The organism is Oceanimonas sp. GK1 (genome assembly GCF_000243075.1).
Lineage (GTDB): Bacteria > Pseudomonadota > Gammaproteobacteria > Enterobacterales > Aeromonadaceae > Oceanimonas.
In genome coordinates this window covers 2,803,322-2,824,786 of record NC_016745.1, presented here as the reverse complement: position 1 = coordinate 2,824,786, position 21,465 = coordinate 2,803,322, and the positions used below count along the sequence as shown (strand labels likewise).

Here is a 21,465-nt window from a genome sequence, read left to right as displayed (position 1 = left end):
GGTTAAATTTTGAGTAACGAACTGAATCAGTTGGACATCCAGGAAATCCTGGAACTGTTGCCGCACCGCTATCCTTTCCTGATGGTCGACAAGGTGGCTCATTACGAGATAAGCCCGGAGCGCAAAACCCTGCGCGGCATCAAGAACGTATCGTTCAACGAGCCCATGTTCACCGGCCATTTTCCCAACAAGCCGGTGTTCCCCGGTGTGCTTATCCTGGAAGCCATGGCCCAGGCCACCGGCATTCTGGCATTCAAAATGGTGGGCAAGCCCAAGCCCAACGAGCTGTATTATTTCGCTTCCATCGACAACGCCCGCTTCAAGCGCCCGGTGGTACCGGGAGATCAGCTGGTGCTGGACGTGGTTTATCTGAAAGAGCGCAGAGGCATCGCCAAGTTTACCGGTGTTGCCAGCGTCGACGGCGAAGTGGTCTGTACCGCCGAGCTGATGTGCGCCAAACGCGAGGGTTGAGTGTGAGTGAACAAGGTGCAGTGATCCATGAAACCGCCATCGTCCATCCCGACGCCGTGATCGGCAAGGGCGTGGAAATTGGCCCCTGGACCCTGATCGGTCCCGACGTGGAAATCGGTGACGATTGCCGTATCGCCTCCCATGTGGTGATTAAGGGCCCGACCCGCATCGGCAAGCGCAACCGCATTTTTCAGTTTGCCTCCATTGGTGAAGACTGCCAGGACAAGAAATACGCCGGCGAGCGCACCGTGCTGGAAATCGGCGACGACAACATCATTCGTGAATCCTGCACCTTTCACCGGGGTACCTCCCAGGATGAAAGCCTCACCACGGTCGGCAGCCGCAACCTGTTTATGGTGAACGTGCACGTGGCCCACGACTGCCGCATTGGCAGTGACTGCATTTTTGCCAACAACGCCACCCTGGCCGGCCATGTGCACATTGGCGATCACGTCATCTTTGGTGGCCACGCCGCCATTCACCAGTTCGGCCGGGTCGGCAGCCACGCCTTTATTGCCGGCTGCGCCGCGCTCAATAAAGACGTGCCGCCCTACGTGATGGCCGCCGGCCATTATGCCAAGCCCTTTGGCATCAACTCAGAGGGCCTGCGCCGCCGGGGCTTCAGCAAGGAGGCGATTTCCGCCATCAAGCAGGCCTACCGGGAGCTGTTCCGCAGCGGCAAAACCGTGGAAGAAGTGCTGCCGGCGCTGGAAACCATGGCCGAGCAACAACCGGAAGTGGCCATCATGGTCGATTTCCTCAAGGCCAACGAGCGCGGTATTATTCGTGCCTGAGGTTCCGCTTCGCATTGGCATTGTCGCCGGCGAAGTATCCGGCGACACCCTGGGGGCCGGGCTGGTTCGCGAACTGCGCCGCCGCCATCCCGACGCCATTTTTGAAGGCATTGCCGGCCCGCAGATGCAGGCTGAGGGCTGCCGGGCGCTGTTCGACATGGACGAGCTGGCGGTGATGGGCCTGGTGGAAGTGCTGGGCCGGCTGCCGCGCATTCTGCACATTCGTAAACGCATCATTGCGCACTTCATCGACAATCCGCCCGATGTGTTTGTGGGCATCGATGCCCCCGACTTCAACATCGGCGTGGAGCACCGGCTGCGCAAGGCGGGCATCGCCACCGTGCATTACGTCAGCCCCTCGGTGTGGGCCTGGCGGCAGAACCGGATTCACAAGATCAAGGCCGCCACCGATCTGGTGCTGGCGTTCCTGCCTTTTGAAAAAGCCTTTTACGACCGCTTTGACGCGCCCTGCCGTTTTATCGGTCATACCCTGGCGGACCGCATGCCGCTGGTCCCCGACACGCGCGGCGCCCGGGAGCGGCTGGGCCTGGATCCCGACGGCCGTTATCTGGCACTGCTGCCAGGCAGCCGCCATGCGGAAGTGACCCTGCTTACTCCCGTCTATCTTGAGGCCTGCAAGCAGCTCAAGGTGCGCCACCCCGAGCTGGAATTCGTGGTGCCCCTGACCAGCGACAAGCGCCGGCAGGAGTTTCTCGCCATCAAGGAAAAGGTGGCGCCGGGGCTCAAGGTGACCCTGGTGGAAGGCCGTGGCCGCGAGGTGATGACCGCCGCCGACGTGGTGTTGCTGGCCTCGGGCACCGCCACCCTGGAAGCCATGCTGGCCAAAAAGCCCATGGTGGTGGGGTATAAACTGAAAGATTTCAGCTACTGGCTGGCCCAGCGGCTGGTGAAAACCGAATACGTGGCGCTGCCCAACCTGCTGGCGGATCAAACCCTGGTGGCGGAGCTTATTCAGCACGAGTGCACCCCCGGCCACATCGTGGACGAAATCGGCAAGCTGCTCGACCACGACACCAGCGAGCTGGTTAACCACTTTACCCAACTGCATAAACGTATCCGCTGTAATGCCGACGAACAGGCCGCCCTGGCGGTCTTGGAGCTGGCCCGAAAACCATGACCGAGATTATTTACCCCAGCGGCGTGCTGGTGGCGGGGGTCGACGAAGTGGGGCGCGGCCCCCTGGTCGGCGACGTGGTCACTGCCGCCGTGATCCTTGACCCCAACCAGCCCATTCCGGGGCTGGCCGACTCCAAAACCATCAGCGAGAAAAAGCGCGAGCAGCTGGCGCCGCTTATTCGCGAGCGTGCTTTGGCCTGGGCCATTGGCCGCTGCACCGCCGCCGAAATTGACCAGCTTAATATACTGCAGGCCACCATGCTGGCCATGACCCGGGCGGTGGCAGGCCTGTCCGTGCAGCCCGGCTTTGTGTTGATTGACGGCAACCGCTGCCCACCGCTGCCCATGCCTGCCCAGGCGGTGGTGAAAGGAGACAGCCGGGTGGCGGAGATCAGCGCCGCGTCCATTCTGGCCAAGGTGGAGCGGGACCTTGAGATGTTGGCCCTCGACGCTTTGCATCCACAATATGGCTTTGCCCGTCACAAGGGCTACCCCACCAAGGAGCACCTGGCGGCCCTGGCCTTGCACGGCGCCCTGCCTGCGCATCGCAAAAGCTTCAAACCCGTGGCCCGGGCGCTGGAGGGCGCATGACCCCGAGCTTTATTCATCTGCGAGTCCACTCCGACTTTTCCATGGTGGATGGCCTGTCCAAAATCGGCCCCATCAACAAGCGGGTGCAGGAGCTGGGCTATCCGGCCCTGGCACTGACCGACGAGATGAACCTGTGCGGCCTGGTGCGCTTTTACGGCGATGCCCACGGCAAGGGGCTGAAACCCATTGTCGGCACCGATGTGTGGGTGCAAAGCGAAGAGCTGGGCGAGCAGCTGTTCCGCCTCACCCTGCTGGCCATGGACAACACCGGTTACCAGAACATTACCCTGCTGATCTCCCGAGCCTACGAGCGCGGCCACATTCAGCACCGGCCGGTGATCGACAAGGCCTGGCTGGCCGAACACAGTGACGGGCTGATCATTCTGTCCGGCGGCCGGGAAGGGGACGTGGGCACCTATCTGCTGAAGGGCAACCAGGCCCTGGCGGAGCAGTGCCTGGCCTTTTACCATCAGCACTTTGCCGACCGTTACTATCTGGAGTTGCTGCGTACCGGCCGCGCCGATGAAGAAAGCTACCTGCATATGGCGGTGGAGCTGGCGGCGGCACAGCAGTTGCCGGTGGTGGCCACCAACGAGGTGGTGTTTCTCGACAAGAGTGACTTCGACGCCCACGAAATTCGCGTCGCCATTCACGACGGCTACACCCTGGACGACAAGCGCCGGCCCAAGCGCTACAGCCCCGAGCAGTACCTGAAAAGCCCGGAGGAAATGGCCGAGCTGTTTGCCGACATTCCCGAGGCGCTGGAAAACAGCGTGGAAATCGCCAAGCGCTGCAATGTCACCGTGCGCCTGGGCGAGTACTTTTTGCCGGACTTTCCCACCGGTGACATGAGCATTGAAGACTTTCTGGTCAAGCGCTCGGAAGAGGGGCTGGAGGAGCGGCTCGAATTCCTGTTCCCGGATCCGGCGGTGCGCGCCGAAAAGCGGGGCGAGTACGACGAACGCCTGAAAATCGAGCTTCAGGTGATCAACCAAATGGGCTTTCCGGGCTACTTCCTCATCGTGATGGAGTTTATTCAGTGGTCCAAGGACAACGGCATTCCCGTGGGCCCGGGCCGGGGCTCCGGTGCCGGCTCCCTGGTGGCCTATGCGCTGAAAATTACCGATCTCGACCCGCTGGAATTTGACCTGCTGTTTGAACGCTTCCTGAACCCGGAGCGGGTGTCGATGCCCGACTTCGACGTCGACTTCTGCATGGACCGGCGCGACGAGGTGATCGAGCACGTGGCCGAGCTCTACGGCCGGGATGCGGTATCCCAGATCATCACCTTTGGCACCATGGCCGCCAAGGCGGTGGTGCGCGACGTGGGTCGGGTGCTGGGCCACCCTTACGGCTTTGTGGATCGCATTTCCAAGCTTATTCCCCCCGATCCCGGCATGACCCTGGCCAAGGCCTTTGAGGTCGAGCCCAAGCTGCCCGAACTCTATGATCAGGACGAGGAAGTGCGGGCGCTGATCGACATGGCCCGCATCCTGGAAGGGGTGACCCGCAACGCCGGCAAGCACGCCGGCGGGGTGGTGATTGCCCCCACCAAGATCACCGACTTCGCGCCCCTTTACTGCGACGCCGAAGGCCGCCACCCGGTCACCCAGTTCGACAAGAACGACGTGGAATACGCGGGCCTGGTCAAGTTCGACTTTCTTGGCCTGCGCACCCTGACCATCATCGACTGGGCGCTGGGCATGATCAACCCCAGGCTGGAAAAGGAAGGCAAGCCCCCGGTCGACATTGCCGCCATTCCCATCGACGACCAGGCCTCGTTCCAGCTGCTCAAACGCTATGAAACCACGGCGGTGTTCCAGCTCGAATCCCGGGGCATGAAGGATCTGATCAAGCGGCTGCAGCCGGACTGCTTTGAAGACATGATAGCCCTGGTGGCCCTGTTCCGTCCGGGCCCGCTGCAGTCGGGCATGGTGGACAACTTTATCGACCGCAAGCACGGTCGCGAGGCGGTGTCCTACCCCGACGCACAGTGGCAGCACGAGTCCCTCAAGCCCATTCTGGAACCCACCTACGGCATTATTCTGTATCAGGAGCAGGTGATGCAGATTGCCCAGGTGCTGGCGGGCTATTCCCTCGGCGGCGCCGACCTGCTGCGCCGGGCCATGGGCAAGAAAAAACCGGAAGAAATGGCCAAGCAGCGGGCCGGCTTTGAGGCGGGGGCCGTGGCCAACGGCATCGACGGCGAGCTGGCGATAAAAATCTTTGACTTGGTGGAGAAATTCGCCGGTTACGGATTCAACAAGTCACACTCCGCCGCCTATGCCCTGGTGTCGTACCAGACCCTGTGGCTGAAAACCCACTACCCGGCGGAGTTCATGGCGGCGGTGATGACCGCCGACATGGACAACACCGACAAGGTGGTGACCCTGGTGGACGAATGCCAGCGCATGGGACTGACGCTGATCCCGCCTGACGTCAACACCGGCCGCTACCGCTTTACCGTGAACGACGACGGCCATATTGTGTACGGTATCGGCGCCATCAAGGGGGTGGGTGAGGCACCTATCGAGTCCATTCTTGAGGCGCGTGAAAGCGGCGGCCCGTTCCGGGATTTATTCGACTTCTGCAACCGGGTGGATCTGAAAAAGCTCAACAAGCGAGTGATGGAAAAGCTGATCCTCTCCGGGGCCATGGACCGGCTGGGTCCGCACCGGGCCTCTCTGATGGCCACCCTGGAAGAGGCCATGAAGGCCGCCGATCAGCACGCCAAAGCCGAGGCCCTGGGCCAGGGCGACATGTTCGGCGTGCTGGTAGAGGAAGACAAGGTGGAGCACGCCTTTGCCGACGTGGCGCCCTGGCCCGACAAGATCTGGCTGGACGGCGAACGCGACACCCTTGGGCTTTACCTCACCGGTCACCCCATCAACCAGTACGCCCGGGAGCTGCGCCAGTACACCAGCGGCCGGCTCAGTGAAGTGCAGCCCGGCGGGCGGGATCGCGTCAGCACGGTGGCCGGGCTGGTGATCGCCTCCCGAGTGATGACCACCAAGCGGGGCAACCGCATGGGCATCCTCACCCTGGACGACAAGTCGGGCCGGCTGGACGTGACCCTGTTCTCCGATGCACTGGAACGCTATGAGTCTTTGCTGGAAAAAGATAAAATTCTGGTCATCAGCGGACAGGTCAGCTTTGACGACTTCTCCGGCGGCCTTAAAATGTCGGCCAGGGAAGTGCTTGATATCAGCGATGCCCGGGAACGTTTTGCCCGCGGGCTCGCACTGTACATCGACAAAAGCCGGATTGATCAGGGCTTTTTTACTCAATTGCTGGACATACTCACGCCGGTAAGGGCGGGCGTATGTCCTGTGCGTGTGACCTATAACCGACCCGGCGCAAGAGCCGAGCTCACCCTGGGCACTGAATGGCGGGTAACCCCCACCGACCAGATGCTGGAATCGCTCAGGGCCTTGCTGGGGCAGGACAAGGTCGAACTGATTTTTGACTAGAGGGCAGCCATGAGCCACCATTTTCTGGATTTTGAACAACCCATCGCCGAGCTTCAGGCCCAGATTGAAGAGCTTCGTCACGTGGGCGAGGGCGACGGCCTCGACATCGACCTGGATGAAGAAATCAGCCGGCTGGAAGCCAAACGCGACGAGCTGACCAGAAAGGTCTTCAGCAACCTGGGCCCCTGGCAGATTTCCCAGCTGGCCCGCCACCCGCGCCGCCCCTACACTCAGGACTACCTGGAGCTGATGTTTGGCGAGTTCGACGAGCTGGCCGGTGACCGCGCCTACGCCGACGACAAGGCCATTGTCGGGGGCGTGGCCCGCTTTGAAGGTCGCCCGGTCATGGTGATCGGCCACCAGAAGGGACGCGAGACCAAGGAAAAGATCAAGCGCAACTTCGGCATGCCCCGCCCCGAAGGCTATCGCAAGGCCCTGCGGCTGATGGAAATGGCCGAACGCTTCAAAATGCCGATCCTCACCTTTATCGACACCCCCGGCGCCTACCCGGGCGTGGGGGCGGAAGAGCGTGGCCAGAGTGAAGCCATTGCCCGCAACCTCAAGGTGATGTCCGGCCTCAAGACCCCCATCATCTGCACCGTGGTGGGTGAGGGCGGCTCCGGCGGCGCCCTGGCCATTGGCGTGGGCGACCGGGTCAACATGCTGCAGTATTCCACCTACTCGGTGATCTCCCCGGAAGGCTGTGCCTCCATTTTGTGGAAGAGTGCCGACAAGGCGTCGGTCGCCGCCGAAGCCATGGGCATTACCGCCGGCCGCATTCACGAGCTGGGGCTTATCGACAACGTGGTGGAAGAGCCCATGGGCGGCGCCCACAGCAACCCTCTGCTTATCGCGGAGCGCCTGAAACAGCGCCTGCTCACCGATCTGGCCGACCTCGACCAGCTCGACACCGACACCCTGCTTGAACAGCGCTACCAGCGCCTGATGAAATACGGCTACTGCTGAGCCGTAATTGGAGCGCAGGCTGCTAGCCTGCATTAGCGCCCGTAAGGGCGCTTAAAGGAGTTGGCGCTTTGCACCAAAATGCGAACAGGCTGTCCGCGGCAGCTACCTGCGCCCCACCAGCGCCCTCAGGGGCGCTTTTTCTTTTTTGCTATACCTACTGTCTTATAACCTTGCCATTCCCTCACGTCCGCGGCTCAAAAACTGCTATATTCCGGCTCGAAATGGAGCCATTTACCAGGGAATGCCTTGATGAACCTTTGCCGTTTGCTGTTGCTCGTTTGTCTGCTGCTGGCCTGGCCGCTGGCGGCCGCCGACTCGCCATTGCGGGATTACTACCAGGACAGCTGGAACACCCGCAACGGCCTGCCTCACAACAGCATCAACAGCATGGCGCAAACCCCCGAAGGTTACCTCTGGTTCGCCACCTGGGAAGGGGTGTCCCGCTACAACGGGCGCGGATTTCATACCTTTGTGCGCGGCAAGCAAACCGGCCTGCCCGACTCCGGCATTCGTGGCCTGACCCCGGACGGGGACGGTCTGCTGGTGGTGGGGGCCCGGGGCGGGTTCAGCCGCTATCAATATCCCCAGTGGCAGCCTCAGTCCAGCCTGCCCGCCATGGTGAATCATGTGTTGCGCGACCGGCAGGGCCGGTTATGGTTCGCCACCGAAGGCGACGGCCTTTATATGCGTGACCCGCAGGGCACCCAGCACCATTTTTCCTCGGCCCAGGGCCTGCCGGGACTGGCGGTTTACCGCCTGCTGCAAACGGCCGACGGGCAAGTCTGGGCGGGAACTTCTCAGGGCCTGGCGGTGATCAGCGCTGACAATGGGATCACCGTGAACGAGCATATTCCCGCTGTCCCCGTGCTGGCGCTGTTGCAAACCCAGCAGGGGCAGTTGCTGGTGGGCTCGGGGCAGGGGCTGTACGGCAGTGATGGCAACGGCGGCTTTGCCCCTCTTCATCCGCAGCTGGCCGATGAAGCCATCAGCAGCCTGCTGGAAGACAACAGGGGGGATCTCTGGGTTGGCACCACGGACCGGGGGCTGGCACGGCTGAGTGAGCTCGGGCTGGAGCGCATGGGCATGGCCCAGGGCCTGCCCGACAACCGGGTGTTGTCGCTGCTGCAGGACACCGAAGGCAACCTCTGGGTGGGGACCAACGGGGGCCTGCTGCGCCTGCGCGATGCCCCCTTTACCAGCTTCACCCAGGAGCAGGGGCTGTCGGGCAACTATGTGCGTAGCGTGCTGGCCGACGAGGCCGGGCGCATCTGGGTGGGCTCGAGTAACGGCCTCAGCGTTATCGATGCCGACGGAGCCCGGCCGGTGCCGGTGCGCCTGCCGGACGGCAAGACCCCTTCCATTCTGAGTCTGGCCCGACAGGGCAACATCCTGTGGCTGGGCACCTATACCCACGGCCTCATTGCCCTTGAACCGGGCCGTGAGCCACGGATCATCGACCGCCGGCAGGGCCTCAGTGCCGATGAAGTGCGCGCCATACTGCCGGCCCGGGATGGCAGCCTGTGGGTGGGCACCGCCGAGGGGCTGAGCCGGCTGCAGCAGGGCAGGGTATTTACCTACGGCAAGCGGGACGGTTTGCCCGGCGAGTTTGTGATGGCCCTGCATCAGGCGGAAAACGGCGATATCTGGGTGGGTACCGGCGTGGGCGCGGCCATCATGGGCGGCGGGGATCCGGCGCACATTCGGGCGCTTGATCTGCACCGTCAGGAAAATGCCGAGTATGCCTTTGGGTTTTATCAGCAGCGGGGCACTGACGCGGTCTGGATTGCCACCGACCGCGGCCTGCTGCGTTACCGTTACCGGGATGACAGTCTGTCCATGGTGGGACGGCCTCATGGCCTGCCCATCGAAAAAATGTTTCAGCCGGTGGCCGACGAGCAAGGCGGCATCTGGCTGACCACCAACCGGGGCATACTGCGGCTGGATCTGGCCGAGGCGCACCGGGTGGCGGATGGCGAGCAGGACACGATTCCCTTTGACGTGTTCGGAGAAGGGGATGGCATGGCCAGCAGCCAGGCCAATGGCGGCTCGGGGCCGGCGGCCACCCTGGCACCCGACGGCAGCCTCTGGATTGCCACGGCCGTGGGCGTGGCGCGGGTGCAGCCAAAGCGGCTGGCCAGCTTGGTGCACAACAATCTGCCGGTGGTGCTGGAAAACATCAGGGTCAACGGCATGCCGGTATTGCCGGGCCGGCCTCTGGCCCTGCCCGCTGGCAGTGACCGTATTCAAATCGAGTTTGCCGGCCTGGGCTATGTGATGCCCGAGCGCATTCGTTACCGCACTCGGCTGGAGGGGTTTGACAAGCAATGGGTCGAGCGCGGCGGGCAGAACCTGGCGGAATACACCAACCTGGCCCCGGGCAATTACCGGCTGCAGGTGGCGGCGTCTTACCCCTACAGTCCCTGGAGCAACCGGGAAGCCGGGTTGAGCTTCAGCATTGCGCCCTTTTTCTGGCAGCGGCCCGCATTCTGGGGAGTGGCCGGCGGCGCCGGCTTGCTGCTGCTGTGGGGGCTGTTTCAGCTGCGCCTGCGCATGCTCAAACGCAATGCCAGCACCCTCAGGCGACTGGTGGAGGAGAAAACCCAGGCCCTGCAACAACAGACCCAGGCCTTTGAACGCCAGGCGCGTGAAGATCAGCTCACCGGCCTGGCCAACCGGCGGGCCTTTGACGACTGGCTGGCAGACGCCTATGGCCGTTTCGAACAGGGTGGGCACGGCCTTTGCCTGGCGGTGGTGGACATTGATCACTTCAAGCGGGTGAATGATCAGTGGTCTCACGGCGTGGGAGACGAGGCCATCAAGGCGGTGGCCGGGGTACTGCGTGCGCAGATCCGCAGCCAGGACAGCGTGGCCCGCTGGGGGGGCGAGGAGTTTACCCTGCTGTTTCCCGATACCAGCCTGCAGGACGCCACCCGCATTTGTGAACGCATTCGCGAGGCCGTGGCCGGCCTGGATTGCAGCTCCATTGCCGCGGGGCTGAGCCTGACCGTGTCGCTGGGGCTGGCCGAGGCGGCCGGCGCCGGCAGTGAAGACCGGCTACTGGCCCATGCCGATCAGGCGCTTTACCGCGCCAAAAACAACGGACGAAACCGGGTGGAGTTGTGGTCATGACCTTGTACGCGCGTTTTTGCCGGTGCCTGCACGAGCTTTACCCTCAAGGCCCTATCTATATCGCCTTCAGTGGCGGGCTCGACTCCACGGTATTGCTGGCGCTGGCGGCCCGTCTGGCCGCCGAACAGCAGCGTGAGCTGGTGGCCCTACACGTGCACCACGGCCTGCAGCCGGCGGCCGATGCCTGGCCGGTGCATTGTGCACAGGTCGCGAAGACGCTGGACGTGCCCTGTCGCATCTTAAAGGTCAAGGTGGACACCGGCCCGCGGGTGAGTGTGGAGGCTGCCGCCCGCAACGCCCGTTACGGAGCACTGGCCGCCGAGCTGCCACCAGGGGCGGCCCTGCTCACCGGCCACCACCTGGACGATCAGGCCGAAACCCTGCTGCTGGCGCTCAAGCGCGGTGCCGGCCTGGCCGGGCTTGCCGCCATGCCGGCGTGCAAGCCGCTGGGGCAGGGGGTGCAGCTTCGGCCGCTGCTGGATTGTGCCCGCAGCGAGCTTGAAAGTTTTGCGATTGTTCAGGGCTTGAGCTGGGTGGAAGACCCGTCCAATACCGACAATCGCTTTGACCGCAACTTTCTGCGCAACGATATTTTGCCCCGGCTGCTGGCCCAGTGGCCGGCCTTTGCCCGCACCGCCAGCCGCAGCGCCGAGCTGTGTGCCGAGCAGCTGGCGCTGGCGCGAGAGCTGGCCGCACAGGATCTGCCGTCGTTGCAAAACGCCGCCGGCGGGCTGAGCATTGCCGGCCTGGAGCAACTGAGCCCGGCCCGGCGCCACAACGCCCTGCGCCACTGGCTGGGTGAACAGGGGCTGTCGTTGAGCCGCAGCCAGCTGGAGGTGGCCTGGAGCGAGCTGGCCCTGGCCCGGGAAGATGCGGAGCCGGTATTTCGCCTGGGCGGCAAGGGGTTGCGCCGTTATCAGGGACATTTGTATGTGCCGGCGCTACCAGGGGAGACGGTGGCGCTCTCCGTGCTTGAGCCCGAGCAATGGCACGATCTGGGGGTGGGCCGTTTGCGCATAAAGCAGGTGGCAAGCGGCGCGGCCATTCATGACGGTGTGTTACCAAACGAGCTGCATATCGCCTTTGGGATTTCGGGCCTGCGGGCACGCCCGCTTGGCCGCAGTGGATCCCGGCCGCTGAAGAAACTCTGGCAGGAATACGGTGTGTCCCCCTGGCAACGCCCGCGCATTCCCCTACTGATGCAAGATGACCGGCTGGTTGCCGCCGTGGGGGTGTTTGTCTGCGCCGACTACGCCGCCGCCCCCGGCCAGCCCGGCTGGCAGCTGGAATGGGAGCCTGTTGGAGCGCAGGCTGGCAGCCTGCAATAGCGCCCGGCGGGCGCTCAAGGACGTGCCGCTACCATGGTGTTGGAGCACAGGCTGCCAGCCTGCAATAGCGCCCGGCGGGCGCTCAAGGACGTGCCGCTACCATGGTGTTGGAGCACAGGCTGCCAGCCTGCAATAGCGCCCGTGAGGGCGCTCAAAGGACGTAGCCGCTACCATGGTGTTGGAGCGCAGGCTGCCAGCCTGCAATAGCGCCCGTGAGGGCGCTCAAAGGACGTAGCCGCTTCATGCCATCCGGAGACAAGACCCGTGCTCCATGATCCTGACGTCTCAGGTTCCGGTCTTGCGCAACGCCCCATCCAGCCCCAAAAACAGACACACCTCCTCCAGCCGCGCCTTGGTATCCGCATACCCCAGGTCAATCAGCTCCCGGGTATAGTCCTGCTCAAACAGCAAAAAACTGGCCAGACCGGTGGCATCGCCCGCTTCCACCCCAAACAGCCGCAGCAGGGTACGAATATTCCAGGGCAGGCGATGAAAGTGGGCCAGCGTCAGCTCATCCAGGTTCTTGCTGGGCTTGAGCACCAGATTGTCGATATGGCGCAGGGGCAGCTGCTCGCGCCGGCGTTCGGGAACCAGCCGAATGGTGCTGTTAATACGCTGCAGCCGCTCAATGTCGGACGTGAGGGCATCGGTAAAAATGGTATCCAGCAAGTGGCCGGCGATGTCCGAGCTGCTGGGGTTGCTGCTTAAATGCCCCGGATCGGCCTCGTCGTGGGCCAGGCTGACGATCAGGATTTTACTGGCGCCCAGGTGAATGGCCGGACTGAGCGGGTTGAGCTGGTGAATGGAGCCGTCGCCGTAAAAATGGTTCTGCAGCCGGCAAGGCTTGAAGACAAAGGGCAGGGCGCTGCTGGCCATGAGGTGCGGCGTGGCAATAATGGAGGAACGCCCCGAACGGCCCGCCCGGGCCCAGGGCTGGTGATAGGGCCGGCCCTGAAAAAAGGTGGTGGAGTCACCGGTATTGTAGTTGGAGGCGGTGACAGCCAGCACTTCAAGAGCGCCATAGAGCAGGTTGTTGTCGATACGCTGAAAGTCGATCAGGGTTTCCAGCAGCCGCTCCAGCGGACTGTTGTCGAACAGCGGCATCGCCATTTGAGTGGGCTTGCCCAGCGCGCCCTTGACCAGACTTTTGACGGAATGGCGGACGATGCGGCCCAGTTGCAGGCGCAGTACCTTGTGGGTGTTCAGGTGCCGCCACACGTATTCCAGCTTGCGCACGCCCAGCTGAAAACAGGAGGCATAACAGGCCAGCGCCGTGGCATTGATGGCTCCGGCCGAAGTGCCGCACAAAATGGGAAAGGGAATGGCATGCCCTCTTGGATAGCATTCGGCAATGGCCTTGAGCACCCCCACCTGATAAGCGGCCCGGGCACCACCGCCGGTCATCACCAGGGCACAGGCATTGCTGGCTTCTCGTTCCATGATGATCCTCCCTTTTGGTTCATTATAAATAACTGTTTAAAAGGGAAGAAGAAAGATGGCTCAAGTGGAGCGCAGGCTGCCAGCCTGCAATAGCGCCCGGTAGGATGCTCAAGAATGTTTGCGCTTTGCGCCAATTTGCGGGCAAGCTGCCCCCATTCGGGGACAAAGCCCGCGCTCCAGGGAATGCACGATTTAAGTGGAGCGCAGGCTGCCAGCCTGCAATAGCGCCCGGTAGGGTGCTCAAGAATGTTGGCGCTTTGCGCCAAAATGCGGGCAAGCTGCCCGCGCTCCAGGGAATGCTCGATTTAAGTGGAGCGCAGGCTGCCAGCCTGCATTAGCACCCGGTAGGGTGCTCAAGAATGTTGGCGCTTTGCACCAAAATGCGGGCAAGCTGCCCGCGCTCCAAAGCATGCGCGATTTAAGTGGAGCGCAGGCTGCCAGCCTGCAATAGCGCCCGGTAGGGTGCTCAAGAATGTTGGCGCTTTGCGCCAAAATGCGGGCAAGCTGCCCGCGCTCCAGGGAATGCACGATTTAAGTGGAGCGCAGGCTGCCATCCTGCAATAGCGCCCGGCAGGGTGCTCAAGAATGTTGGCGCTTTGCGCCAAAATGCGGGCAAGCTGCCCCCATTCGGGGACAAAGCCCGCGCTCCAGGGAATGCACGATTTAAGTGGAGCGCAGGCTGCCAGCCTGCAATAGCGCCCGGTAGGGTGCTCAAGAATGTTGGCGCTTTGCGCCAAAATGCGGGCAAGCTGCCCCCATTCGGGGACAAAGCCCGCGCTCCAGGGAGTGCGCGATTTAAGTGGAGCGCAGGCTGCCAGCCTGCAATAGCGCCCGATGGGCGCTCAAAGGAGTTGGCGCTTTGCGCCAAAATGCGGGCAAGCTGCCCCCATTCGGGGACAAGGCCCGCGCTCCAAAGCAAAAGCGCCCTTGCGGGCGCTTTAAATCATTACATCAGGCCTTGTAATTTGGCCACCACATCACCAATGGCCACTTCCTGCTTGTCGCCGCCGCGGCGGTGCTTGTATTCCACCACGCCGGTGTCGAGGCCGCGCTCGCCAATCACAATGCTGTGGGGCACACCCAGCAGCTCCATGTCGGCAAACATCACGCCCGGGCGCTCTTTACGGTCGTCAAACAGCACTTCAATGCCGGCGGCGGTCAGCTCGGTGTAGAGCTGCTCGGCCACTTCCTGCACCCGGTGGGACTTGTGCATGTTCATGGGAATAATGGCCACCTGGAAGGGGGCAATGGCCTCGGGCCAGATAATGCCGCGATCGTCGTGGTTCTGCTCAATGGCGGCGGCCACAATGCGCGACACGCCAATGCCGTAGCAGCCCATTTCCAGTACGGTGGCCTTGCCGCCTTCGTTAAGCACGGTGGCGTTCATTTTGGCGGAGTAGTTGTTGCCCAGCTGGAAGATATGGCCCACTTCTATACCGCGCTTAATTTGCAGCACGCCCTTGCCGCAGGGGCTGGGATCGCCTTCACGCACGTTGCGCAGATCGGCCACCTCGGGCAGCGGCAGATCCCGGCCCCAGTTGATGCCGAAATAGTGCTTGTCGTCGATGTTGGCACCGGCACCAAAGTCGCTCATTACCGCCACGGCGCGATCCACAATCACCGGCACCGGCATGTTCAGCGGGCCCAGGGAGCCCGGGCCGGCGCCCACGGCGGCACGCACTTCTTCTTCGGTGGCAAAGGTCAGGGGGCTGGCCACCTGCGGCAGCTTTTCGGCCTTCACTTCGTTCAGCTCGTGATCGCCGCGCACCAGCAGCGCCACCAGGGGAGCATCCACGTCGTCGGCGGCCTTCACCAGCAGGGTTTTTACGGTCTGCTCAATGTTCAGGCCGAACTTTTCCACCAGATCGGCAATGGTTTTGGTGTTGGGAGTATCCACCAGGGTCATGTTCTGGGTGGGGGCATCGGCGGCCGCCTTGGGCGCCAGCGCCTCGGCCATCTCGATGTTGGCGGCGTAATCCGACTCGGTAGAGAAGGCAATGTCGTCTTCGCCGCTCTGGGCCAGCACGTGGAACTCGTGAGAAGCACTGCCGCCAATGGCGCCGGTGTCGGCCAGCACGGCGCGGAAGTCGAGGCCCATGCGCTCAAAAATACGGCTGTAGGCGTCGTACATGTCTTGGTAAGTCTGCTGCAGGCTTTCCTGAGTGGTGTGGAAGGAGTAGGCGTCCTTCATCACAAACTCCCGGGAGCGCATTACTCCAAAGCGCGGGCGCACTTCGTCGCGGAACTTGGTCTGGATCTGGTACAGGTTCAGGGGCAGCTGTTTGTAGGAGGCCACCTCGTTACGCACCATGCTGGTGATCACTTCCTCGTGGGTGGGGCCCAGCACAAAGGGGCGATCGTGACGGTCTTTAATGCGCAGCAGCTCGGGGCCGAACTTGTCCCAGCGGCCGGTTTCCTGCCACAGATCCGCCGGCTGCACCACCGGCATCAGCATTTCAATGGCGCCGGCCCGGTTCATTTCTTCCCGCACAATGGCGGCCACCTTGTTCAATACCCGCAGGCCGCTGGGCAGCCAGGTGTACAGGCCCGAAGCCAGCTTGCGGATCATGCCCGCGCGCAGCATCAGCTGGTGGCTGATGACTTCGGCATCGCTCGGGGTTTCTTTAAGGGTGGAAAGCAGGTATTGGCTGGTACGCATGAACGGGAACCTTGTAGCTTGAAATCCGTGAAAGCCCGAATTGTAGCAGGGGGGGGAGGTTGGCAGAAGAGTCTTGTTGTGGGTGAGGGGATAATGCATCACCAACTCTGTATACTGCATAAAACGGGTCGCAAAGCGAAAATGGAGTGGTATGACGCAACTTGAAAACATCATTGAGCTGGCGCGGCAGCACCCTGATATAGCAGCACTGTGGCTTTATGGCTCCCGCGCTCGTGGCGATAACCATGACACCAGCGACTACGATCTGGCCGTGGTGTTCACCCACTGGCTGGATAACGCGCTGGAGCGGCGTTTGCGGCCGGAAGAGCTGGCCATAGACTGGCAATGCCGGTTGAATATGCCAGAAGGCACCATCAGTGTGATTGACCTTGCCATTGCTCCGGTGCCTCTTGGCTGGAATGTACTCAGTGAGGGAAAATTATTGCTGAACAAGTCTCCCTCTCATCGAATGAAGGCTGAGCAGCGTATTTACTCCATGTGGGAGCTGGATTATGTTCACGCGAACAAGGCCGGAGGAATGAATGAGTAATCAAGGACCCAATGCCTACCTCTGCGCTCAAAAAGAGCACATTGATCAATGTGAGCTGGATCTGCAAGAGCTTAAATGTCGTTTGCAGCAAGGGCCCTGGAGCCGGTTTGAACAACGGGCAGCAGAACGAACATTGCAGGTATTAATTGAATCGTGCATCGGCCTTGCCAAGCACTGGGCGAGGCAGGAAACCGGAATGGCCAGCAACGAGGCATTAACGGCATTCAACCGGCTGTCTGAAAAAGGTGTAATCAGCCGGGAAACGCCCTGGCGCAAGGTGATTGGCCTCAGAAATGCCCTGGTACATGACTACCTCGAAGTGGATCCGGCAATAGTGCAGGACGTGATTCTCTCCGGCTACCATCAGGATCTGCTCGCCTTTGCCAGAAAGGGAATTGATGCACTAGCACAATAGGTGGAGCGCTGGTGTTGTGGCTTCTTGGCGCTACTCGCCACGCTCCAGCGCCAATACCCGGGTCAGTTGCCCAAACACCTCATAGCGCACGTTGTAGTCGTACAGTCGCACGCCATATTGCTGCCAGCTCTGCTCGGTTTTTTTATAAGCCGGGCGCGGATCCTGCACCAGTACCTCGGTAATGAACTCCTTCAGCTCGGGGATTTCCGAGCGGGCACAGGCTTGCTCTGCCTCGGGGGAGAAAATCACTTCCATGCCCAGATCTGGTGGCGCCGGGGCAAAGCCGCCATGGGCGTGCGGCACGGAGTCGGCCCAAGGCAGATAGGGTTTGATGTCCACGATGGGGGTGCCGTCGACCAGATCCACGCCGCCCAGCTCCAGCCATACCCGGTTGCCGCTTTTACACATGTCGCGCAGCTCCACCACCGAGAGCCCCAGCGGGTTGGGCCGAAAGGTGGAGCGGGTGGAAAACACACCCACCCGCTCGTTGCCGCCCAACCGGGGCGGGCGCACGGTCGGCTTCCAGCCCTGTTCCATGGTCTGGTGAAACACAAACACCAGCCATAAGTGGCTGAATTCACCAAGGCCCCGAAAGGCACTGGGGTCGTTGTAAGGCGGCAGCATCTCAAGGGTTGCCCGGGCCCGGCTCACCAGCCCCGGCTGGCGCGGCACCGCAAACTTCTCTTTATAGGGCGAGCGAATAATGCCGATGGGATCAAGCGTGATACTGGTCATGAGAATATCCGGTTAACAACGTTGGAGCGCAGGCTGCTAGCCTGCAATTTGGCGCGAAGCGGCAACAATGGATTCCCGCCTTCACGGGAATGACGTGAAATGCGAGCAAGCTATCCCCATCCGGGGATAATACCCGCGCTCCAACAATACTCTTTGCCCCAATAAATTGGGGCCTACAAAATTACTCGTTTACCACCAACGCCTGCCCGCTGCACAGCACCTGCTCTATGCAGCCGGGCATGTCGGTAAAACGCATGCAGCGGTCCAGCAAAATGCCGTTGGCGCCCATGTCGGCGGCGCGGCGTCGAATGTCGGCGCGGGCATCCGCATCCTTGGGCGGCGGCTCGCTGGCTTCCACCTGGCAGGCCTCGCCTTCTACCGTCCCCAGGGTGACATAGTTCAGCCCTTTCAGCTCATCGCGGCCATAGAGTTTGACATTGTTGCCCTTGTAATAGTCCTTGATGCCGGCAGGCGACACATTGCTGTCTAGCCCCATATTGGCGCAGCCGGAGAGAGCAAGGCCCACCAGGGCCATACCGAGAACACGCATGACAAATCCTTAATATCAGAGTGAGTTACCTTATTCTGCACCGGGCCGGGCGGAAGATCGAATGAAATTGTGGGGGCGAAGTGGAGCGTAGGTTGCTAGCCTGCAATAGCGCCCGTGAGGGCGCTTTCCAAACACGCGAAATGCAGTGTGCTCCAGCAGCGCAGAGGCGTCTTGCCACCCGCAGGTTTCACCTCCTGACCAAATCCCTTAGAATGTTGCGACTTTGCAGGCCTTCGGCTGTTGCAAAACGCAAATTTACGCACTGCCCGGCCGTGGGGGAAAGGCCAGCACCAACCCTTTGGGCGGTAGCGTGCCTTTTTATAAAGTTATAACCAATCCAACTCAAAAAAGCAGAGCAAAATGAGCCAGTTACCACAAAATGCACCTTCTTCTCCGCAACTGCCCCCATATCCTTACCAGAACGACGAAATCTCCCTCGTCGACATCGCCAAAACCTTGATCAAACGCCGCCGGCTCTTGGCGCTGGTGTTTATGCTCACCCTGGCTGCCGCCGCCGTAGTGGCCTTTATGCTGCCGCAAAAATACGAATACACCACCATTTACACCATGGCAGAAAGCAGCGCAGGCCAAACGCTGGAAAGCGCCGCCGGCCTGCAGACCAAGGTAAACAGCCTTTACATTCCTGCCGTGGTGCGTGAGTTTTTACCGCGCCACCAGCTTGAAGCCGTGCCCTTCAAACTCAACATCAGCAATCCGCGCGACTCCAGCCTGATCACCATTACCAGCCAAACCACAGAAGACGCAGAGCCCCTGGTGCAAGAGCTGCATGGAGCCATAGCCGAACGGCTGAAGGCAGAGCAAAACGCCAATATTCACCGCCGCACAGAGTTGCTGCAGCAACAAATAGATGCTGCCAAAGCGCAGATTGACCTGGTCAATAATGCCGAACTGGCCAAAACCGGCGAGCTGATTGCCAGCTACACCAGCACAATTAACGACCTGCAGGGGCAGGTTAACAGCTTTCAACCGGGCAGCATCTCCGCCATTGCCAACCAGAGCCTGCAACCCAAAGGCACCAGCAAAGCACTGGTGCTGGCGCTGGGCCTGGTGCTGGGCGCCATGCTGGCGGTAATGGCCGTGTTTGTGCGGGAGTTTATTGTACAGCTGTGCGCAAGCTTACAGGAAGAATAATCAGTAGTTTTTAAGCTAACTCAATTTAAACAACAATCAAGAATATAATCATGAAAATACTGGTAACCGGTGGTGCCGGCTTTATCGGCTCTGCCGTTATTCGCCATATCATCCAGTACACCCAAGACAGTGTGGTGAACGTTGACAAACTTACTTACGCAGGCAACTGGGAAAGCTTGGCAGAAGTAAATGGAAGTAACCGTTACGCTTTTGAACATGTGGACATTTGCAACCGGCCCGAACTTGAGCGTGTGTTTGCTGAGCACCAGCCCGATGCCATTATGCACCTGGCAGCAGAAAGCCACGTAGACAGATCCATCGACGGCCCCGCCGAGTTTATTCAGACCAACATAGTTGGCACCTACACTCTGCTTGAAGTGGCAAGAGGCTACTGGAGCGGCCTGAGTGCAGAGCGTAAGGCGTCTTTCCGTTTTCATCATATTTCCACCGACGAAGTGTATGGCGACCTTCCCCATCCTTCGGATGTGAATGTTGAGTGTTTAGGTGTAAGTGGTGAATTAAAACTCAACATTCAACACTCACAACTCAACACTGTGGATACGGAGCTTCCGCTCTTCACCGAAGCTACCGCCTACGCCCCTAGCAGCCCCTATTCCGCCAGCAAGGCCAGCTCCGATCACCTGGTGCGAGCCTGGCAGCGTACCTATGGCCTGCCTGCAATCGTAACCAACTGCTCCAACAACTACGGCCCCTACCACTTTCCGGAAAAGCTCATTCCGCTGGTGATCCTCAACGCCCTGGAAGGCAAGCCGCTGCCCATCTACGGTAAAGGCGACCAAATTCGCGACTGGCTTTATGTGGAAGATCACGCCCGTGCGCTCTACAAAGTCGTCACCGAAGGCAAAGTAGGGGAAACCTACAACATCGGTGGTCATAACGAAAAAACCAACCTGGAAGTAGTACAAACCATCTGCACCCTGCTGGATGAACTGGCTCCCAAGGCGGGTCATTCCGCACTTGATGCGGAATCTTCCTACAAGCAGCTCATCACTCATGTGAGTGATCGGCCCGGTCATGACCGCCGCTACGCCATAGACGCCAGCAAAATTGAACGGGAACTGGGCTGGAAGCCGGTTGAGACCTTTGAATCCGGCATTCGCAAAACCGTGCAGTGGTATCTCAATAATCAAGAATGGTGCCAACGGGTGCAGGATGGCAGCTATCAACGTGAACGCCTGGGAGTGATGTAATGAAGGGAATTATTCTTGCCGGAGGAAGCGGCACCCGCCTTTATCCCATTACCATGGGCGTGTCCAAGCAGTTGTTGCCGGTTTACGACAAACCCATGATCTACTATCCGCTGTCGGTACTGATGCTGGCAGGCATTTGTGAAGTGCTGATCATCACGACTCCCGAAGACAGCGACAGCTTCAAGCGACTGCTGGGTGACGGCAGCCGCTTTGGCATTGAACTCAGCTACGCCGTACAGCCCAGCCCGGATGGCCTGGCTCAGGCCTTTATTATTGGTGAAGAGTTTATTGGCGACAGCAATGTCTGCCTGGTGCTGGGTGACAACATCTTCTACGGCCAAGGTTTTACTCCCATGCTGCGCGCTGCGGCTGCTCGGCCTGCCGGCGCTACAGTATTTGGATATCAGGTAAAAGATCCCGAGCGCTTTGGCGTAGTGGAGTTTGATGAAAACAAGCGTGCTGTTTCCATAGAAGAAAAACCCCTTAAGCCCAGGTCTCACTATGCGGTAACCGGTCTGTATTTTTACGATAACAATGTGGTGCGTATTGCCAAAGAGGTTCAGCCCTCGGAGCGTGGCGAGCTGGAAATTACCAGCATTAACCAGGTGTATCTTGAGCGTGGCGAATTAAACGTGGAGTTGCTGGGCCGTGGCTTTGCCTGGCTGGACACCGGCACTCACGAAAGCTTGCTGCAGGCCGCCTCTTTTGTGGAAACCATAGAAATGCGCCAGGGCTATAAAATTGCCTGCCTGGAAGAAATTGCCTTTAATAATGGCTGGCTGAATGTAGCGCAGCTCAAGCAGGCAGGGCAGATGCTAAGCAAGAATAGTTATGGGCAGTATTTGCTGGATATTTTAAGGGGCTGAT

17 protein-coding genes are annotated in these 21,465 nt (G+C 60.7%); 13 read left to right on the top strand and 4 right to left on the bottom strand.

Annotated features, from left to right (window positions below; all coding sequences use genetic code 11):
* The first annotated feature begins 9 nt into the window (after window positions 1–9).
* The 8 genes from fabZ (at window position 10) to tilS (ending at window position 11,886) form a co-directional block, all read left to right on the top strand.
* Window positions 10–471 carry a 3-hydroxyacyl-ACP dehydratase FabZ gene (gene fabZ, locus GU3_RS13320; RefSeq protein WP_014293049.1) on the top strand — a complete coding sequence of 154 codons (462 nt, stop codon included), beginning with the start codon at window positions 10–12 and terminating at the stop codon, window positions 469–471.
* Window positions 472–473: 2 nt separating this feature from the next.
* Entirely contained in the window at window positions 474–1,265 is a 792-nt protein-coding gene (gene lpxA / locus GU3_RS13315) for an acyl-ACP--UDP-N-acetylglucosamine O-acyltransferase (RefSeq protein ID WP_193372531.1), read from the top strand.
* Window positions 1,258–2,403, top strand: a complete 1,146-nt coding sequence (gene lpxB, locus GU3_RS13310; RefSeq protein WP_014293047.1) for a lipid-A-disaccharide synthase — start codon at window positions 1,258–1,260, stop codon at window positions 2,401–2,403. Before lpxA ends, lpxB begins: the two co-directional genes overlap by 8 nt.
* Window positions 2,400–2,993 (top strand): ribonuclease HII, encoded by a 594-nt coding sequence (rnhB, locus tag GU3_RS13305; protein ID WP_014293046.1) that lies wholly within the window; start codon window positions 2,400–2,402, stop codon window positions 2,991–2,993. Before lpxB ends, rnhB begins: the two co-directional genes overlap by 4 nt.
* Window positions 2,990–6,463 (top strand): DNA polymerase III subunit alpha, encoded by a 3,474-nt coding sequence (gene dnaE / locus GU3_RS13300; protein ID WP_041543225.1) that lies wholly within the window; start codon window positions 2,990–2,992, stop codon window positions 6,461–6,463. Before rnhB ends, dnaE begins: the two co-directional genes overlap by 4 nt.
* Window positions 6,464–6,472: 9 nt before the next feature.
* Window positions 6,473–7,429: an acetyl-CoA carboxylase carboxyl transferase subunit alpha gene (gene accA, locus GU3_RS13295; RefSeq protein ID WP_014293044.1), complete on the top strand. Its 957-nt coding sequence runs from the start codon at window positions 6,473–6,475 to the stop codon at window positions 7,427–7,429.
* 249 nt (window positions 7,430–7,678) lie between these two features.
* Complete coding sequence (locus GU3_RS13290; protein WP_014293043.1) at window positions 7,679–10,558, top strand: ligand-binding sensor domain-containing diguanylate cyclase; 2,880 nt, start codon at window positions 7,679–7,681, stop codon at window positions 10,556–10,558.
* Complete coding sequence (gene tilS, locus GU3_RS13285; protein ID WP_014293042.1) at window positions 10,555–11,886, top strand: tRNA lysidine(34) synthetase TilS; 1,332 nt, start codon at window positions 10,555–10,557, stop codon at window positions 11,884–11,886. Before GU3_RS13290 ends, tilS begins: the two co-directional genes overlap by 4 nt.
* A gap of 285 nt (window positions 11,887–12,171) precedes the next feature.
* On the opposite strand, the gene GU3_RS13280 is transcribed toward tilS, so the two are convergent.
* Window positions 12,172–13,326 carry a patatin-like phospholipase family protein gene (locus tag GU3_RS13280; protein WP_014293041.1) on the bottom strand — a complete coding sequence of 385 codons (1,155 nt, stop codon included), beginning with the start codon at window positions 13,324–13,326 and terminating at the stop codon, window positions 12,172–12,174.
* 946 nt (window positions 13,327–14,272) lie between these two features.
* Window positions 14,273–15,985, bottom strand: coding sequence for a proline--tRNA ligase (locus GU3_RS13275; RefSeq protein ID WP_014293040.1), 1,713 nt, complete (start codon window positions 15,983–15,985; stop codon window positions 14,273–14,275).
* Between the two features lie 151 nt (window positions 15,986–16,136).
* Here GU3_RS13275 and GU3_RS13270 point away from each other — a divergent pair, with 151 nt between their 5' ends.
* Window positions 16,137–16,535: a nucleotidyltransferase domain-containing protein gene (locus GU3_RS13270; RefSeq protein WP_041543223.1), complete on the top strand. Its 399-nt coding sequence runs from the start codon at window positions 16,137–16,139 to the stop codon at window positions 16,533–16,535.
* The gene (locus GU3_RS13265) at window positions 16,528–16,950 is read left to right on the top strand and encodes a DUF86 domain-containing protein (RefSeq protein WP_041543220.1); all 423 of its coding nucleotides are present in this window, start codon (window positions 16,528–16,530) and stop codon (window positions 16,948–16,950) included. The genes GU3_RS13270 and GU3_RS13265 overlap by 8 nt, the downstream gene beginning before the upstream one ends.
* Before the next feature lie 30 nt (window positions 16,951–16,980).
* On the opposite strand, the gene tsaA is transcribed toward GU3_RS13265, so the two are convergent.
* Together tsaA and rcsF are read right to left on the bottom strand one after the other, a co-directional pair.
* A complete protein-coding gene (gene tsaA / locus GU3_RS13260) occupies window positions 16,981–17,685 on the bottom strand; it encodes a tRNA (N6-threonylcarbamoyladenosine(37)-N6)-methyltransferase TrmO (protein WP_014293039.1) in 705 nt (234 codons plus the stop codon).
* A 181-nt stretch (window positions 17,686–17,866) separates the two neighbouring features.
* A complete protein-coding gene (rcsF, locus tag GU3_RS13255) occupies window positions 17,867–18,235 on the bottom strand; it encodes an Rcs stress response system protein RcsF (protein WP_041543217.1) in 369 nt (122 codons plus the stop codon).
* Window positions 18,236–18,595: 360 nt separating this feature from the next.
* Between rcsF and GU3_RS13250 the strand changes: the two genes are divergently transcribed.
* From GU3_RS13250 to rfbA, 3 genes are read left to right on the top strand one after another with little or no spacing between them, the layout of a single operon-like run.
* Window positions 18,596–19,387: a Wzz/FepE/Etk N-terminal domain-containing protein gene (locus tag GU3_RS13250; protein ID WP_014293037.1), complete on the top strand. Its 792-nt coding sequence runs from the start codon at window positions 18,596–18,598 to the stop codon at window positions 19,385–19,387.
* A gap of 50 nt (window positions 19,388–19,437) precedes the next feature.
* On the top strand, window positions 19,438–20,598 hold the full coding sequence (locus GU3_RS13245; protein ID WP_014293036.1) for a dTDP-glucose 4,6-dehydratase: 1,161 nt from the start codon (window positions 19,438–19,440) through the stop codon (window positions 20,596–20,598).
* A complete protein-coding gene (rfbA, locus tag GU3_RS13240) occupies window positions 20,598–21,464 on the top strand; it encodes a glucose-1-phosphate thymidylyltransferase RfbA (RefSeq protein ID WP_014293035.1) in 867 nt (288 codons plus the stop codon). Before GU3_RS13245 ends, rfbA begins: the two co-directional genes overlap by 1 nt.
* Window position 21,465 lies beyond the last annotated feature (1 nt).

What these genes read in the sequence shown, in the direction of transcription:
- rnhB (WP_014293046.1), top strand. Translation starts at nt 2,400, where the DNA reads ATGACCGAGATTATTTACCCCAGCGGCGTGCTGGTGGCGGGGGTCGAC.
- dnaE (WP_041543225.1), top strand. Translation starts at nt 2,990, where the DNA reads ATGACCCCGAGCTTTATTCATCTGCGAGTCCACTCCGACTTTTCCATG.
- accA (WP_014293044.1), top strand. Translation starts at nt 6,473, where the DNA reads ATGAGCCACCATTTTCTGGATTTTGAACAACCCATCGCCGAGCTTCAG.
- GU3_RS13290 (WP_014293043.1), top strand. Translation starts at nt 7,679, where the DNA reads ATGAACCTTTGCCGTTTGCTGTTGCTCGTTTGTCTGCTGCTGGCCTGG.
- tilS (WP_014293042.1), top strand. Translation starts at nt 10,555, where the DNA reads ATGACCTTGTACGCGCGTTTTTGCCGGTGCCTGCACGAGCTTTACCCT.
- GU3_RS13280 (WP_014293041.1), bottom strand. Translation starts at nt 13,326, where the DNA reads ATGGAACGAGAAGCCAGCAATGCCTGTGCCCTGGTGATGACCGGCGGT.
- GU3_RS13275 (WP_014293040.1), bottom strand. Translation starts at nt 15,985, where the DNA reads ATGCGTACCAGCCAATACCTGCTTTCCACCCTTAAAGAAACCCCGAGC.
- GU3_RS13270 (WP_041543223.1), top strand. Translation starts at nt 16,137, where the DNA reads ATGACGCAACTTGAAAACATCATTGAGCTGGCGCGGCAGCACCCTGAT.
- GU3_RS13265 (WP_041543220.1), top strand. Translation starts at nt 16,528, where the DNA reads ATGAGTAATCAAGGACCCAATGCCTACCTCTGCGCTCAAAAAGAGCAC.
- tsaA (WP_014293039.1), bottom strand. Translation starts at nt 17,685, where the DNA reads ATGACCAGTATCACGCTTGATCCCATCGGCATTATTCGCTCGCCCTAT.
- rcsF (WP_041543217.1), bottom strand. Translation starts at nt 18,235, where the DNA reads ATGCGTGTTCTCGGTATGGCCCTGGTGGGCCTTGCTCTCTCCGGCTGC.
- GU3_RS13250 (WP_014293037.1), top strand. Translation starts at nt 18,596, where the DNA reads ATGAGCCAGTTACCACAAAATGCACCTTCTTCTCCGCAACTGCCCCCA.
- GU3_RS13245 (WP_014293036.1), top strand. Translation starts at nt 19,438, where the DNA reads ATGAAAATACTGGTAACCGGTGGTGCCGGCTTTATCGGCTCTGCCGTT.
- rfbA (WP_014293035.1), top strand. Translation starts at nt 20,598, where the DNA reads ATGAAGGGAATTATTCTTGCCGGAGGAAGCGGCACCCGCCTTTATCCC.